Below are 15,067 nucleotides of genomic sequence, written 5' to 3' on the forward strand. Positions count from 1 at the left end.
GGGTGGGAGAGTAGGACGCCGCCGGACAATCATTCGAAACGGGGGTCGGAGCATCATGCTCCGGCCCCCGTTTCGCATACCCACCCCCGAGTCCGCACCCCTTCCCGGGTCGTCGCGAGAAGCGGCGCGGTGGGCAGCGGACTACGCACGCACGCACACCCCCGCTTTCGGCGCCGAAAGCGGGGGTCAGCGGCGGCGGTCGGGTGGGGCGGTGCTGGCGCCGACGTTGTCGGCCAGCCACCGGTTGAGGTCGGCGAACTCCCGCCAGGCGTCCCGCACCCGCTCGAGCGCCTCCGGCCCGTGCAACCACTCGGCCGGCTCCCACGCCCGCGACCCGTGCACCGCCTTGTGCCGCAGCAGTTCGATCCGCTCGTGGTCGGTCGGGTAGCCCCGCGGTGCGCGCACCAGCCGCTCGCCCTCGATGGCGAACCCGGCGTCCCGCAGGCGCTCCACCTCCGCGACGAGCCGGGCGCCCTGCAGGTCGTCGTCCACGGCCCGCCGGTAGCGCTCGACCTGGTCGGGCTGGAGCCGCCAGCACCCACCGGACACGAGCAGCCCGTCGGCGGAGAACTGCACGTACACCGAGCCGGCACCCGCGCCGTCCTGGTGGAGGACGGCGCCCTGGTGCGTCTTGTACGGGGTCTTGTCGTGGCTGAAGCGCACGTCGCGGTAGGGGCGGAACAGCTTCGGCGTGCCGAACTCCGCCGCCAGGTCGTCGACCAGGGCCTGCATAGGCGCCCGTACCGCGGACTCCCATGTGGTCCGGTGCTCGGTCCAGTAGGTCTTGCTGTTGTCGGCCTCCAGGCCCTCGTAGAAGACCAGCCCCTCGTCGGGGAAGCCGCGGAAGCTCACGGTGCTCCTTCTCCTCCACCGGCCGTCGGCCGGTCGTCGTCCAGCTCGGTGTGCCAGCACAGCTGGCGGACCGTCGTCGTCCCTGCGGCCAGCGAGCGGGCTCGCCCGTCCGGCGCCCAGCCGGCGGAGGCGAGGAAGCCGCTGGTGGCCGGGTCCGCCTCCGGCACCCACATGATCATGCGCCGGGTGCCGTCTGCGCGCGCCAGGTCGGTCGCGGCGGCGAGCAGGCGGCTGCCGTGCCCGCGGCGCCCCCAGCGGGGCTCGACCAGCAGGGCCACGAGCTCGGCGGCGTCCGGCCCCGCGTCGGCCGGGGCGACCGCGGCGAGGCCGACGAGCTCCGCCCCGTCGACGGCCACCAGCACCCGGTGCGCCGGGGTGGGCGGGTCGGTGACAGCGGCGGCCCACGACGCGGTGGTCGCGACGTCGTCCCACCCGGCCAGGACGGTCGGCGGCAGCAGGTCCCGGTAGGCGGTGGTCCAGGTGATCCGCTGGACCCCCGCGATGAGCGGGGCGTCCGCCGCGGTGGCCGCGCGCACCCCGACGGCCCGGCCGCGGTCCGGGAACGGGGGCAGGTCCACCGCCGCAGCCTAGGCAGCCCGACGGGCGCCCGGTGGCCCGCTGTCACCCCCGCCAGGCAGGATCGGCGGCCGTGACCACTCCCGTCGACCGGTTGTCCGCGCCGCTGGCCCGGCGCATCGCGCTGGCCGCCCAGGGGTTCGCCGACCCGCGGCCGAGCGGACCGGTCGGCACCCGGCAGCTGCGCCGCACCGCCGAGCGGCTGGGCGTCGTCCAGATCGACTCGGTGAACGTGCTGTCCCGGTCGCACTACCTGCCGTTCTTCAGCCGGCTTGGCCCCTACCCGAGGACCGCGCTGGACCAGCTGTCCAACCGGCGGCACGACGTGTTCGAGTACTGGGCGCACGAGGCGTCGTTCCTCCCGGTGGCGTTGCAGCCGGCGCTGCGCTGGCGGATGGCGGCCGCCGAGCAGGAGGCGTGGGGGTCGATGACGCGGGTGCAGCGGGAGCGCCCCGAGTTCGTGGCGTCCCTGCTGGAGCGGGTGCGGCGGGACGGGCCGCTGCGCGCGAGCCAGCTGGACGAGGAGCGGCCCAACCTCCCCGGCAGCATGTGGAACTGGCACGCGGGCAAGGCGGCGCTGGAGTACCTGTTCTTCACCGGCGCGCTGACCGCGCGCGGCCGGACGGCGGGCTTCGAGCGGGTGTACGACCTGCCCGAGCGGGTGCTGCCGGCCGTCGTCGTCCAGGCGCCCACCCCCGACCGGCCGGACGCCGTCCGCGAGCTGGTGCGCACCGCGTCCCGGGCGCTGGGCGTCGCCACCGAGACCGACCTGCGCGACTACTTCCGGCTCTCGCCCGGCGACGCGCGCACCGCGATCGCCGAGCTGGCCGAGGCCGGTGAGCTGCTGCCCGTGGAGGTCGAGGGCTGGGGGCGCCCCGCGTGGCTCGACCCCGCCGCCCGCCGGCCCCGCTGGATCCGGGCCCGGGCGCTGCTCTCGCCGTTCGACTCGCTGGTCTGGGAGCGGCCGCGGGTGGAGCGCATCTTCGGCTTCCGGTACCGGCTGGAGATCTACACCCCGGCGGAGAAGCGGGTGCACGGCTACTACGTGCTGCCCTTCCTGCTCGGCGACCGGCTCGTCGCCCGCGTCGACCTCAAGGCCGACCGCAAGGTAGGCGTGCTCCGGGTGCAGGCCGCCCACGCCGAGACCGGGGTCGATGCCCCGCCGGTCGCCCTGGCCCTGGCCGAGGAGCTGCGGCTGATGGCCGCCTGGCTGGAGCTGGACGAGGTCGCCGTCGCCGCGCGAGGCGACCTCGCCGCCGACCTCGCGGTCGCGGTCGCCGTCGGCTGACCCGCCGCAGCGGGCCGACTCAGCCCTCCCGGGCGGCCCGCCGCAACCGCACGTCCCCGGACACCGACGACACCAGCACGCGCAGGTCCGCGGCCCCGTCGGGGCCCGTGGTGTCGTCCTGCAGCTGGAGGTCGAGCCGCCCGGACACGCTCTGCACGTCCAGCCAGACGCGCAGGCCCGGCTCGACGGCGACGGACGCGCCCGCCGAGACGGTCTTGAGCTGCACGGTGCCGGCGCGCGCCCGGCCGATGACGACCTCGCCGGAGGCGGTGGACACCCGGACGTCGGTCGCGGCGTCGCCGACGGTCACGTCGCCGGAGGCGGTGCGCACCTGCACCGGCCCGGCGGCCGACCCGATGCGGACGTCGCCCGACGCGGTGGCCACGGTCGCCGCGCCGGCCACGGAGCCGAGGCGCACGTCGCCGCCGGCCGACCGCACCTGCAGGCCGGCGCACCGCTCGACCGCGACGGCCCCGCTGGCCGCGGTGACGACCCCGGCACCGAGCCGCCCCTCCAGCGTCACCGAGGCCGAGCCGGCGGTGACCGCGACCTCGGCCCCCGGTGGGGTGAGCACCTCGACCGCCACCTCGGGGGACCGGCCGAGGCGGCGCTGCGGCACGGCGACGCGCAGCGCCGACCCGGTGGCCACCACCTGGACGCGGTCGAGCACCTCCTCGGCGGCGCGGTCGAGCGCCGTGAGCCGGACGACGACCTCCGGTGCGTGCTCGTCGGCCCGGACGGTGACCGAGCCGGCGGGGTTGCGGACGTCGATCGAGCGGGGCGCCGCGGTGAGCGGGGCGCGGTGCTCGCGGACGGACGTGGTGGGTGCGGACACGGGGGCCTCCTGAGGTCAGCTGCGGGCGAAACCGGAGTAGCGGCGGGGACCGCGCCCGGAGCGGGGCGGGTCGGCGGGTGCGCGCAGCCCGGCGTCGACGGCGCGCACCAGCCAGGCGTTCAGCGACACCCCGGCGTCGGCCGCGGCGGCCTCGGCCCGGGTCTTGAGGTGCTCGGGCAGCCGGAGGCTGATCCGGGCGACGGTGCCGTCGTCCGCGGCGGGCTCGGGCTCGGGCCCGGCGGCCGGGGGGTCGTCGGGCTCGGTGTGCGGCACGGGCGTGACGACCACCTCGGGGTCGCGCCCGCGGAAGCGGATGTCGACGACCGTGCCGTCGAGGGCCGCGGTGACCTCGGCGGCGGCCGCCGACAACGCGTCGGTGACGGTCAGCCGGACGGCCGGCTCGAGGGTGTCGGCCAGCAACCGCGCGGTCTCCCGGGTCTGCTCGGTGCCGGCGGCCGCAGCGGTCGTGAGGTGGCTGCGCAGCGCCTCGACGTACTCGCTCAGGTCCATGACGTCAGCATGACGTCATCGTGGCGTCACCGCAAGCGCCTGCGGGATCCTGTCCGTGCCGGGCCGTACTGTCGGGTCCGTGCCCGCGATCGCCCCGCTGAAGGTCCAGGTGGTCGCCCAGACGCAGTTCACCCCACCGGCGGACGTGCCCTGGGAGACCGACGCCGAGGGCGGCCAGGCGCTCGCGGAGTTCGCCGGCCGGGCCTGCTACCAGTCCTGGGACAAGCCGAACCCGGCCACCGCGACCAACGCCGGCTACCTGCGGCACATCCTCGAGGTGGGCCACCTGTCGGTGCTCGAGCACGGCACGGTGAGCATGTACCTCACCGGCATCTCCCGGTCGCTCACCCACGAGCTGATCCGGCACCGGCACTTCTCCTACAGCCAGCTCTCCCAGCGCTACGTGCCCGAGCACGACGCCGCGGTCGTCGAGCCGGCGGTGATCGCCGAGGACCCCGAGCTGCACGAGCGCTTCCTCGCCGCCACCGACGCCGCGGTGGCCGCCTACACCGAGCTGCTCGCGGCGCTGGAGGAGCGGTTCGCCGACGGGCCGAACGCCACCCTGCGGCGCAAGCAGGCCCGGCAGGCCGCCCGGTCGGTGCTGCCCAACGCCACCGAGACGCGCATCGTCGTCACCGGCAACTACCGCGCCTGGCGGCACTTCGTGGCCATGCGGGCCAGCGAGCACGCCGACGTCGAGATCCGCGCGCTCGCCGTCGCCTGCCTGCGGGAGCTGCAGCGGGTCGCCGGCCACGTGTTCGAGGACTTCCGGATCAGCGAGCTGGCCGACGGCACCGAGGTCGCCGCCAGCCCCTACGTCAGCGAGGGATGAGCAGGGCATGACCCAGACCGAGAGCCGCGTCGACACCCGCGTCGACACCCAGTACGAGGACCTGCTGCGCCGGGTGCTGGAGACCGGCACGCCGAAGTCCGACCGCACCGGCACCGGCACGCTGAGCCTGTTCGGCGAGCGGCTGCGCTACGACCTGTCGCAGGGCTTCCCGCTGGTCACCACCAAGAAGGTGCACTTCAAGTCGGTCGCCTACGAGCTGCTGTGGTTCCTGCGCGGCGAGGGCAACGTGCGCTGGCTGCAGGAGCACGGGGTGACGATCTGGGACGAGTGGGCCGCCGAGGACGGCAGCCTGGGCCCGGTCTACGGCGTCCAGTGGCGGTCGTGGCCGACCCCGGACGGCGGCACCGTCGACCAGCTGGCCCAGGTGCTGGAGACGCTGCGCCGCGACCCCGACTCCCGCCGGATGCTGGTGTCGGCCTGGAACGTCGCCGCGCTGCCGGAGATGGCGCTGGCGCCCTGCCACGCGCTGTTCCAGTTCCACGTCGCCGACGGCCGGCTGTCCTGCCAGCTCTACCAGCGCAGCGCCGACCTGTTCCTCGGCGTGCCGTTCAACATCGCCAGCTACGCGCTGCTGACCCAGATGGTCGCCCAGCAGGTGGGGCTGGAGCCCGGTGACTTCATCTGGGTGGGCGGCGACTGCCACGTCTACACCAACCACCTGGACCAGGTGCGCGAGCAGCTCACCCGCGAGCCACGGCCGTTCCCGCGGCTGACGATCGCCCCGGCGCCGTCGCTGTTCGACCACGGGTACGCCGACTTCACCGTGACCGGCTACGACCCGCACCCGGCGATCCGCGGGGCGGTGGCGGTCTGACCCCGCCCGCCGTCCGGCTGGTCTGGGCGCAGGGGCACGGCGGCGTCATCGGCGCGGACGGCGCGCTGCCCTGGCACGTGCCGGAGGACCTGCGGCTGTTCCGGGCGCTCACCCTGGGCGCGACGGTGGTGATGGGCCGGCGCACCTGGGAGTCGCTGCCCCCGCGGGTGCGGCCGCTGCCCGGGCGGCACAACGTCGTCCTCAGCGCGACGCTGGACCCCGCCGCCGCGGGCGTCGAGGTGGCCCGGTCGGTGGACGACGTGCTCGCCGCGCACCCCGACGTGTGGGTGATCGGCGGCGGGGCGGTCTACCGCGCGTTCCTGCCGCACGCCGACCAGGTCGTGGTCACCGAGGTCGACGCGGCACCGGCCGGCGACACCTGGGCGCCGGAGCTGGGGCCCACGTGGGAGGCGGCCGGGCGCTACCCGGCGGCGGGCTGGGCGGCGTCGGCCGGCGGCCCGCGCTTCCGGGTCACCGCGTGGCGGCGGGGGACCGAGGGGCCTCCCGTCCCGGCCGTCCTGGCCGAGCACGCCACGACCTGGCCGACCGGTGGACGGTCCGGCGAGGACGTCGGCGCGGGCCGGTAGATTCTGCGCCATGACCACCGACCCCGCCCGGCCCTTCGGGCGTGTGATCACGGCGATGGTCACCCCGCTGGCCGAGGACGGCACCATCGACCTCGCGGGCGCCCAGCAGCTGGCCGCCCACCTCGTGGACCGGCAGGCCAACGACGGGCTGGTCGTCTTCGGGACGACGGGGGAGTCGCCCACCATCAGCGACAGCGAGCAGCACGCGGTGCTGGAGGCGGTGCTCGACGCCGTCGGCGACCGGGCCACCGTGATCGCCGGTGTCGGCACCAACGACACCGCGCACTCGATCGAGAAGGCGCAGGCCGCCGCGCGGCTGGGCGTCGACGGGCTGCTCGTCGTCACCCCCTACTACAGCCGGCCCACCCAGGCCGGGCTGCTGCGGCACTTCACCGCGGTCGCCGACGCCACCGAGTTGCCGGTGATGCTCTACGACATCCCGCCCCGGTCGGTCGTGCCGATCGAGGTCGAGACGCTCGTGCGGCTCGCCGAGCACCCGAACATCGTCGCGGTCAAGGACGCCAAGGGCGACCTCGGCGCGGTGCAGTGGACGCTCGCCCGCACCGACCTCGCCTACTACTCCGGCGAGGACATGCTCAACCTGCCCCTGCTGGCCGTCGGCGCGGTCGGCGTGGTCAGCGTGGTCAGCCACCTCGTCGGCACCCGGCTGGCCGAGCTGGTCGCCGCCGTCGAGTCCGGCGACCTGGTCAAGGCCCGCGCGGTCAACGAGTCGCTGCTGCCGGTCTACACCGGCGTCTTCCGCATCCCCGGGCTGGTGTCGGTCAAGGCGGCGCTGCGCGCGCTCGGGCTGCCCGCCGGCCCCGTGCGCCCGCCGCTGGTCGACGCCACCCCTGACGAACTGGTGCAGCTGCGCGCCGACCTGGCTGCCGGAGGAGTCCAGCTGTGACCACCACCAACCCCCAACCGCACCTCGACCTCAAGGCCCCGCCGCCGCTCCCGGCCGGCGGGCTGCGGGTCATGGCGCTGGGCGGCCTGGGCGAGATCGGCCGCAACATGGCCGTCCTGGAGTTCGACGGCCAGCTGCTGGTCATCGACTGCGGCGTCCTGTTCCCCGAGGCCGAGCAGCCCGGCGTCGACCTGATCCTCCCGGACTTCGGGGTCATCCAGCACCGCCTGGACGACGTCGCCGGCGTCGTGCTCACCCACGGCCACGAGGACCACATCGGCGCGCTGCCCTACCTGCTGCGGCTGCGCGGCGACATCCCGCTGATCGGTTCCCGGTTCACCCTGGCGCTGGTCAAGGCCAAGCTGCGGGAGCACCGCATCGACCCGGTGCTGGTCGAGGTGGCCGCCGGTGACGACCACCTGGCGGGCGCCTTCCACACCGAGTTCATCAGCGTCAACCACTCGATCCCCGACGCGCTGGCGGTCGCCGTCCACACGCCGGCCGGCACCCTGGTGCACACCGGCGACTTCAAGATGGACCAGCTGCCGCTGGACGGCGTCCTCACCGACCTGGGCGCGTTCGCCCGGCTCGGCGTCGAGGGCATCGACCTGCTGCTGGCCGACTCCACCAACGCCGAGGTGCCCGGCTTCGTCACCTCCGAGCGCGAGATCGGCCCGGTGCTGGACTCGGTGTTCGAGCGGGCCACCCAGCGGCTGATCGTCTCCAGCTTCGCCAGCCACGTGCACCGCATCCAGCAGGTGCTCGACTGCGCGGTCAAGCACGGCCGCAAGGCCGCGTTCGTGGGCCGGTCGATGGTCCGGAACATGGGCGTCGCGCAGGACCTCGGGCTGCTGCGGGTGGCCCCCGGGCTGATGGTGAAGCTCGACGAGGCCGCCGCCATGCCGCCGGAGCAGGTGGTGCTGATCAGCACCGGCTCGCAGGGCGAGCCGCTGTCGGCGCTGGGCCGGATGGCCCGCGGCGAGCACCACCAGATCACCATCGAGGCCGGCGACACGATCATCCTGGCCAGCTCGCTGGTGCCGGGGAACGAGACGTCGGTCTACAAGGTCATCAACCAGCTGGCCCGGCTCGGTGCCACCGTGGTGCACAAGGAGACCGCGCGGGTGCACGTCTCCGGGCACGCCCCGGCCGGCGAGCTGCGCACGCTGATCAACGTGGCCAAGCCGAAGTACCTGATGCCGGTGCACGGTGAGTGGCGCCACCTGCGGGCGCACGCCGCGCTGGCCGAGCAGACCGGCATGGGCCGCGACCGCATCCTGCTCGCCGAGGACGGCGTCGTCGTCGACCTGGTCGACGGCAAGGCCGCGATCACCGGGTCGGTGCCGGTCGGCGACGTCTACGTCGACGGGCTCAACGTCGGTGACGTCGGCGAGGAGTCGCTGCAGGCCCGCCGCATCCTCGGTGACGAGGGCTTCGTCGCCGTCACCGTGGTGATCGAGCCGTCCACCCGCACGATCGTGCGGCCGGTGCACCTGTCCACCCGCGGGTTCTCCGACGACCCCTCGGTGTTCGACCCCGCGCTCGCGCTGGTCGAGGACTCGCTGCGCCGCGCGCTGGACGACGGCGAGGTCGACACCCACCGGCTGGCGCAGGTGATCCGCCGGACGCTCGGCAAGTGGGTGTCCGACACCCACCGCCGCCGCCCGATGATCGTGCCCACCGTCCTCGAGGTCTGAGCGTAGTGCGGGAGCGCACAGAACCTGCGCTCCCGCACTCCGCTCACCGCACGACCTCGATCGGTTCGATGCCCTCCTCGGCGGGGAGGTTGAAGCCGAGCACCTGGGCGTAGAAGCTCAGCTCACCGTCCAGCGCGGCGCGGATGTTCTCCGCCTTGCGGAACCCGTGCTGCTCGCCGGCGAAGAGCACGTAGGCGTGCGGGACGCCCTTCTCCCGCAGCGCGGCGACCAGCATCTCCGCCTGCTCCATCGGCACGACCCGGTCCTCGTCGCCCTGGAACACCGCCAGCGGGGTGTCCAGCGCGTCGGTGTGGTGGATGGGGGAGCGCTCGGCGTACACCGCCTCGCCCGACGGCCACGGCGCGATGAGCCCGTCGAGGTAGCGCGACTCGAACGAGTGCGTGTCGGCGGCCAGGGCGGCGAGGTCGGCGACGCCGTAGTGGCTCGCGCCGGCGGCGAACACCCCGGGCCGGAAGGTCAGCGCCGCCAGCGTCGTGTACCCGCCGGCCGAGCCGCCGCGGATGGTGAGCCGGGCGGGGTCCACCCGGCCGGCCGATGCCAGGTACCGGGCGCAGGCGACCACGTCGTCGAGGTCGGCGATGCCCCACCGCCCCTGCAGCGCGTCCCGGTAGCGGCGGCCGTAGCCGGTCGAGCCGCGGTAGTCGACGTCGGCGACGGCGAAGCCCCGCGACGTCCAGTACTGCACCCGCAGGTCCAGCACGGCCGTCGCCGCGGCGGTCGGGCCGCCGTGCACCATGACCACCAGCGGCGGGCGCTCGTCGTCCGGACCGGTGGAGTCCGGGCTGGTCGGCGGGTAGAACAGCGCGTGCGCCTCGGCGACGCCGCTGCCGCCGTCCTCGGTCGGGAACGTGACGTGCTCGGGCCGGGAGAACCAGGCCGGGTCGAGGCCCAGGTCGCGGGCCGGGCGCAGCACCTCGGTCGCGCCGTCGTCCGGCGAGACACGGACGACGACCGCCTCGGACGCCGGGCCGCCGGCCACGCACACCACCGCGTCGCCGGCCGTGCGCAGCTGGGCGAAGCTCGCGTGCTCCGAGGGGAGCTCCCGCACCTGCCCGTCGGTGCCGACGACGCCCAGCCGGTCGGCGCCGTCCCGACCGTAGGCCACCACGACCCGGCCGTCGGGCAGCAGCGCGTACCGGCTCTGCCCGAACACCCACTGCGGGCCGGCGATGTCGCTGCCGGCATCGAACACCAGCTCGGGGGTGCCGCCGGACCGCCACCGGTACAGCGCCCACACGTCGGTGCGGTCGGCGAGGAACCACAGCGTGCCGTCGGCGGCCCACAGCGGCTGGACGACGGACTCCGGCTGCGCACCCGACCGGCCGCCGGCCACCACGGTCTCGGTGCCGTCCGGCGCCCGCACCACCAGCTCGGCCGCGTCCCAGGGCATGTCCGGGTGCTGCCACTGCAACCAGGCCAGCGAGCCGTCGGGGGACAGGTGCGGGTCGGAGACGAAGTCGTTGCCGGCGACGAGCACCTCGGTCGTGCCGTCGGCGGCCACGCGCACCACCTCGTGGACGACGTCGGCCGCGGCGCCGGACGCGGTGTGCGTCTCCCGGACGGCGAGCACCGCCGCGCCCCCGTCGACGACCTCCAGGTCGGCGAACCGCACGCCGGCCGCGATCTGCGGCTCCGGCGTGACCGCGACCGGCTCCCCGCCGGGGGCGACCCGGTGCAGCCGCTGCGACGGGTAGTCGGTGAACCAGACGGTGCCGTCGGCGACCGTCCACGCGCCGCCGCCGTACTCGTGCGCGCGGGTGCGGGCGTTCCACGGCGCGGGCAGCAGGTCGGTCGTCGTGCCGTCGGCGGCGCGGCGGACCAGCACCGTCCGGCCGCCCTCGGCCGGGCGGCCCTCGGCCCACCACACGTCGCCGCCGTCGGCCCGCACCTCCCCGAGCCGGACCCCGGCCCGGACGACGAGCTCGGAGGTGATGGGCGTCGGCCAGCTGCCGTACGGGCGCGTCTCGGTCACGAGGGCGACCGTAGTAACCCAGCGCACGCTGAGGACACGCTGCCCCGCCTGCCCCACGAGCACCAGTCCAGCGCTTACCGTCGACGCATGCCTGCGCGCACGACGACGTCGAAGACGGGCGCGGCGCGCGGCAGCTCGTCGCGCTCGCGGCCCACCTCCTCCCGGACACCGGCCAAGCGGCCCCCGGCGAAGCGGTCCGGCAGCACCCGCAAGGCCCCGGCCAGGGCGCCGCAGCGGTCCTTCGGCGCCAGCGCCGGCCGGGCCGCCGCCAGCACCTGGGGGCTGCTCGCCCGCGGTGTCGGCAGCCTGGCCCGCTCGGTGGCCCGGCCGGCGGGGAGCGAGCCGCTCGCGCCCGAGCACCGCCGCGACGGGGTCGGTCTCGCCGTCCTGGCGCTGGCGATCATCATCGGCGCCTCCACCTGGACCTCCCGCATCGGCCCGTTCGGCGACGCGGTCACCCGCGGCGTGCACGCGGTCATCGGCGCGCTGGTCGTGGTGCTGCCGGTCGCCCTGCTGTTCGTGGCGCTGCGGCTGCTGCGGCACCCACCGCGCCCGGAGGCCCGCGGCCGGCTGGTCATCGGCTGGGCCTGCGTGCTCGCCGCGGTCGTCGGCATCGCGCACGCGGTCGGCCCGCACGCCCAGCCCGGGCAGGGCCGCACCGGCGCCGGCGGCTTCGCCGGCTGGGCGGTCGGCAGCCCGCTGATCGCCGGCCTCGGCGAGGTCGTCAGCGTGCTCATCCTCGTGCTGCTGGCCTTCTTCGGCGTCCTCGTGGTCACCGCGACCCCGGTGCACCAGATCCCGGAGCGGCTGCGCGGCTGGACCGACCGGGTGCTCGGCCGCGACGAGGAGTACGACGACTACGACGAGTACGACGACGAGGACGTCGAGGAGCCCGAGCCCGCGCCGAAGCGGCGCCGCGGCCGCAAGGCCGTCGACGAGGACGCCCTCGACACCGGCGTCGTCGACACCACCGGCCTGGACCACGTCCCCTTCGAGGAGACCAAGGAGGCGGTCCGGTACGAGCCGGCCGCCGAGGCCGCGGCACCGGTGCCCGCGCCGCGCCGTCCGGCCGTCGTCGACCGGACCGCCCCGCCGGAGGAGCTCGAGCCGATCACCGAGCCCGAGCAGCTGCGCATCGAGCCGGTCGAGGGCCAGTACACGCTGCCCTCGGTCAGCGTGCTGCGCGCCGGCGACCCGCCGAAGAAGCAGTCGAAGGCCAACGACGCGGCCATCGAGGCCATCACCGGCGTGCTCGAGCAGTTCAACATCGACGCCGCCGTCACCAGCTTCACCCGCGGCCCGACGGTCACCCGCTACGAGATCGAGCTGGGCCCGGCGGTCAAGGTCGAGAAGATCACCGCGCTGACCAAGAACATGGCCTACGCGGTGGCCAACGACAACATCCGCATCCTCGCCCCGATCCCCGGCAAGTCGGCGGTCGGCGTCGAGGTGCCCAACACCGACCGCGAGATGGTCAGCCTCGGCGACGTGCTGCGCTCGGGCGTGGCCAAGCAGGACCCGCACCCGATGCTGGTCGGCCTGGGCAAGGACATCGAGGGCGGCTTCGTCTGCGCCAACCTGGCGAAGATGCCGCACCTGCTGGTCGCCGGTGCCACCGGCGCGGGCAAGTCCAGCTGCGTGAACTCGCTGCTGACCTCGCTGCTGCTGCGGGCCACGCCCGACCAGCTGCGGATGATCCTGGTCGACCCGAAGATGGTCGAGCTGACGCCCTACGACGGCATCCCGCACCTGATCACGCCGATCATCACCGACCCGAAGAAGGCGGCCACCGCGCTCGCCTGGCTGGTCGAGGAGATGGAGCAGCGCTACCAGGACATGCGGGCCACCGGCGTCCGGCACATCGACGACTTCAACAAGAAGGTCGAGCGCGGCGAGATCACCGCGCCGCCCGGCAGCGAGCGCGTGTACCGGCCCTACCCGTACATCCTCGCCATCGTCGACGAGCTCGCCGACCTGATGATGGTCGCCCCGCGCGACGTCGAGGAGTCGATCGTCCGGATCACCCAGAAGGCCCGCGCCGCCGGCATCCACCTGGTGCTGGCCACGCAGCGGCCCTCGGTCGACGTCGTCACCGGCCTGATCAAGGCCAACGTGCCCTCGCGGCTGGCGTTCTCCACCTCCAGCCTCACCGACAGCCGGGTCATCCTCGACCAGCCGGGCGCGGAGAAGCTGATCGGCATGGGCGACGCCCTGTTCCTGCCGATCGGCGCCGGCAAGCCGATGCGCGTGCAGGGCGCCTACGTCTCCGACGCGGAGATCGAGGCGGTCGTCGAGTTCACCAAGCGGCAGGCCGAGCCCGAGTACCGGGAAGAGGTCTTCACCGCCGCGGCCGGCGAGAAGAAGGAGATCGACGAGGACATCGGCGGTGACCTGGAGCTGCTGGTCCAGGCCGTCGAGCTGGTCGTCACCAGCCAGTTCGGGTCGACGTCGATGCTGCAGCGCAAGCTGCGCGTGGGCTTCGCCAAGGCGGGCCGGCTGATGGACCTCATGGAGAGCCGCGGCATCGTCGGCCCGTCCGAGGGGTCCAAGGCCCGGGACGTGCTGATCAAGCCCGACGAGCTCGAGTCGGTCATGTTCCTGCTGCGCGGCGGGGGAGAAGGCTGAGCGTCGACCCTGGCCGCTCCGCCCACGGCGCCTAGGATGGCGGGGTGCCTGCTCTGCCCAGTCCTGTGAACACCCGCGACGGGCAGCCCTCGTCCCTCCCCGCTGCCGGTCCGCGCCGCCGCGTCGCCGTGGTCACCCTCGGCTGCGCCCGCAACGAGGTCGACTCCGAGGAGCTCGCCGGCCGGCTGGCCGGCGACGGCTACGAGCTCGTCGAGGACGCCGACGCCGCCGACGCCGTCCTGGTGAACACCTGCGGGTTCATCGAGAGCGCCAAGAAGGACTCCGTCGACGCCATCCTCGCCGCCACCGACTCGGGAGCCGAGGTGATCGCGGTCGGCTGCATGGCCGAGCGCTACGGCTCCGAGCTGGCCGGTGCGCTGCCCGAGGCCACGGTCCTCGGCTTCGACGACTACGCCGCGATCGGCGACCGGCTGGACGACGTCCTCACCGGGCGCCCGCTGGTGCCGCACACGCCCACCGACCGGCGCACCCTGCTGCCGATCAGCCCGGTGGCGCGCACCGCCGCGGTCGCCTCGGTCGAGGCCCCGGTCATCCCCGGCCACGACTGGCTCAAGCGCAAGCGGCTGGCCAGCGGGCCGTCGGCGGCGCTCAAGATCGCCTCCGGCTGCGACCGCCGCTGCGCGTTCTGCGCGATCCCGGCCTTCCGCGGCGCGTTCGTCTCCCGCCCGGCCGGCGAGGTGCTCGGCGAGGCCCAGTGGCTGGCGTCCCAGGGCGTCACCGAGATCGTGCTGGTCAGCGAGAACTCGACGTCCTACGGCAAGGACACCGGCGACCTGCGCTCGCTGGAGAAGCTGCTGCCGCAGCTGGCCGCGGTCCCGGGCATCGCCCGGGTGCGGGTGGCCTACCTGCAGCCGGCCGAGCTGCGCCCCGGGCTGCTCGAGGTCATCGCCGCGACGCCGGGCATCGCGCCCTACTTCGACCTGTCCTTCCAGCACTCGTCGCCGACCCTGCTGCGCCGCATGCGCCGGTTCGGCGGCACCGACGACTTCCTGGGCATCATCGAGCGCGCCCGGGCGCTGGCGCCGGGCGCCGGCTTCCGCACCAACGTCATCCTCGGCTTCCCCGGGGAGACCGAGGCGGACGTCGCCGAGCTCGAGCGCTTCCTCACCGAGGGCCGCCTGGACGCGGTCGGTGTCTTCGGCTACTCCGACGAGGAGGGCACCGAGGCGATGGACCTGCCCGGCAAGCTGGCGCAGACCGTCATCGACGAGCGGGTCCGGCGGATCACCGACCTGGTCGAGGAGCTCACCGCCCAGCGGGCGGAGGAGCGCATCGGCGACCGGGTGGAGGTGCTGCTCACCGAGGACCTGTCCGCCGAGGAGGGCACCGGCACGTGGGCGGGTCACGCCGCCCACCAGGACCCGGACGCCGACGGGACGACGACGGTCACCGGGGTGCCCGCCGACGCCGTGGCCGGCCGGCTGGTGGTGGCCGAGGTGGTGGCGACCGAGGGCGTCGACCTGGTCGCGGCGGCCCTGGTGCCCGCGATCGCCGCCGCCGGGGAGTGAC

At 74.8% G+C, this 15,067-nt stretch carries 13 protein-coding genes; 8 read left to right on the forward strand and 5 right to left on the reverse strand.

Translation table 11 applies throughout. The annotated features are described in order from the left end of the window. Window positions 1-186 precede the first annotated feature (186 nt). Entirely contained in the window at window positions 187-852 is a 666-nt protein-coding gene (locus tag AB0J00_RS19060; RefSeq protein WP_357747791.1) for a DUF2461 domain-containing protein, read from the reverse strand. Next, window positions 849-1,430 carry a GNAT family N-acetyltransferase gene (locus AB0J00_RS19065; RefSeq protein ID WP_357747794.1) on the reverse strand — a complete coding sequence of 194 codons (582 nt, stop codon included), beginning with the start codon at window positions 1,428-1,430 and terminating at the stop codon, window positions 849-851. The genes AB0J00_RS19060 and AB0J00_RS19065 overlap by 4 nt, the downstream gene beginning before the upstream one ends. Window positions 1,431-1,501: 71 nt before the next feature. Between AB0J00_RS19065 and AB0J00_RS19070 the strand changes: the two genes are divergently transcribed. Then, window positions 1,502-2,716, forward strand: a complete 1,215-nt coding sequence (locus AB0J00_RS19070) for a crosslink repair DNA glycosylase YcaQ family protein (protein ID WP_357747797.1) — start codon at window positions 1,502-1,504, stop codon at window positions 2,714-2,716. 19 nt (window positions 2,717-2,735) lie between these two features. Here the strand turns inward: AB0J00_RS19070 and AB0J00_RS19075 are convergent, their stop codons facing one another. Together AB0J00_RS19075 and AB0J00_RS19080 are read right to left on the reverse strand one after the other, a co-directional pair. Next, window positions 2,736-3,551, reverse strand: coding sequence for a DUF4097 family beta strand repeat-containing protein (locus AB0J00_RS19075; protein ID WP_357747799.1), 816 nt, complete (start codon window positions 3,549-3,551; stop codon window positions 2,736-2,738). 15 nt (window positions 3,552-3,566) lie between these two features. After that, window positions 3,567-4,061 carry a toxin-antitoxin system HicB family antitoxin gene (locus AB0J00_RS19080; RefSeq protein WP_357747802.1) on the reverse strand — a complete coding sequence of 165 codons (495 nt, stop codon included), beginning with the start codon at window positions 4,059-4,061 and terminating at the stop codon, window positions 3,567-3,569. Window positions 4,062-4,140: 79 nt separating this feature from the next. Here AB0J00_RS19080 and thyX point away from each other — a divergent pair, with 79 nt between their 5' ends. The 5 genes from thyX to AB0J00_RS19105 are packed head-to-tail and all read left to right on the forward strand — an operon-like array spanning window position 4,141 to window position 8,919. Continuing rightward, window positions 4,141-4,893 (forward strand): FAD-dependent thymidylate synthase, encoded by a 753-nt coding sequence (gene thyX / locus AB0J00_RS19085; RefSeq protein WP_357747805.1) that lies wholly within the window; start codon window positions 4,141-4,143, stop codon window positions 4,891-4,893. 7 nt (window positions 4,894-4,900) lie between these two features. Next, window positions 4,901-5,728, forward strand: coding sequence for a thymidylate synthase (locus AB0J00_RS19090; protein ID WP_357747808.1), 828 nt, complete (start codon window positions 4,901-4,903; stop codon window positions 5,726-5,728). Between the two features lie 17 nt (window positions 5,729-5,745). Continuing rightward, window positions 5,746-6,315, forward strand: a complete 570-nt coding sequence (locus tag AB0J00_RS19095; RefSeq protein ID WP_357747987.1) for a dihydrofolate reductase — start codon at window positions 5,746-5,748, stop codon at window positions 6,313-6,315. A 10-nt stretch (window positions 6,316-6,325) separates the two neighbouring features. After that, the gene (gene dapA / locus AB0J00_RS19100; RefSeq protein WP_357747811.1) at window positions 6,326-7,222 is read left to right on the forward strand and encodes a 4-hydroxy-tetrahydrodipicolinate synthase; all 897 of its coding nucleotides are present in this window, start codon (window positions 6,326-6,328) and stop codon (window positions 7,220-7,222) included. Next, window positions 7,219-8,919 carry a ribonuclease J gene (locus AB0J00_RS19105; RefSeq protein WP_357747813.1) on the forward strand — a complete coding sequence of 567 codons (1,701 nt, stop codon included), beginning with the start codon at window positions 7,219-7,221 and terminating at the stop codon, window positions 8,917-8,919. The genes dapA and AB0J00_RS19105 overlap by 4 nt, the downstream gene beginning before the upstream one ends. Window positions 8,920-8,962: 43 nt before the next feature. Here AB0J00_RS19105 and AB0J00_RS19110 read toward each other — a convergent pair whose 3' ends face one another. Further along, entirely contained in the window at window positions 8,963-10,912 is a 1,950-nt protein-coding gene (locus AB0J00_RS19110; RefSeq protein WP_357747816.1) for a S9 family peptidase, read from the reverse strand. An 87-nt stretch (window positions 10,913-10,999) separates the two neighbouring features. On the opposite strand from AB0J00_RS19110, the gene AB0J00_RS19115 reads away from it, so the two are divergent. Together AB0J00_RS19115 and rimO are read left to right on the forward strand one after the other, a co-directional pair. Continuing rightward, window positions 11,000-13,537 carry a DNA translocase FtsK gene (locus tag AB0J00_RS19115; RefSeq protein WP_357747818.1) on the forward strand — a complete coding sequence of 846 codons (2,538 nt, stop codon included), beginning with the start codon at window positions 11,000-11,002 and terminating at the stop codon, window positions 13,535-13,537. Window positions 13,538-13,581: 44 nt separating this feature from the next. Then, window positions 13,582-15,066, forward strand: a complete 1,485-nt coding sequence (rimO, locus tag AB0J00_RS19120) for a 30S ribosomal protein S12 methylthiotransferase RimO (RefSeq protein WP_357747821.1) — start codon at window positions 13,582-13,584, stop codon at window positions 15,064-15,066. Window position 15,067 lies beyond the last annotated feature (1 nt).

Source organism: Modestobacter sp. NPDC049651 (assembly GCF_040659695.1).
Taxonomy (GTDB): domain Bacteria; phylum Actinomycetota; class Actinomycetes; order Mycobacteriales; family Geodermatophilaceae; genus Modestobacter.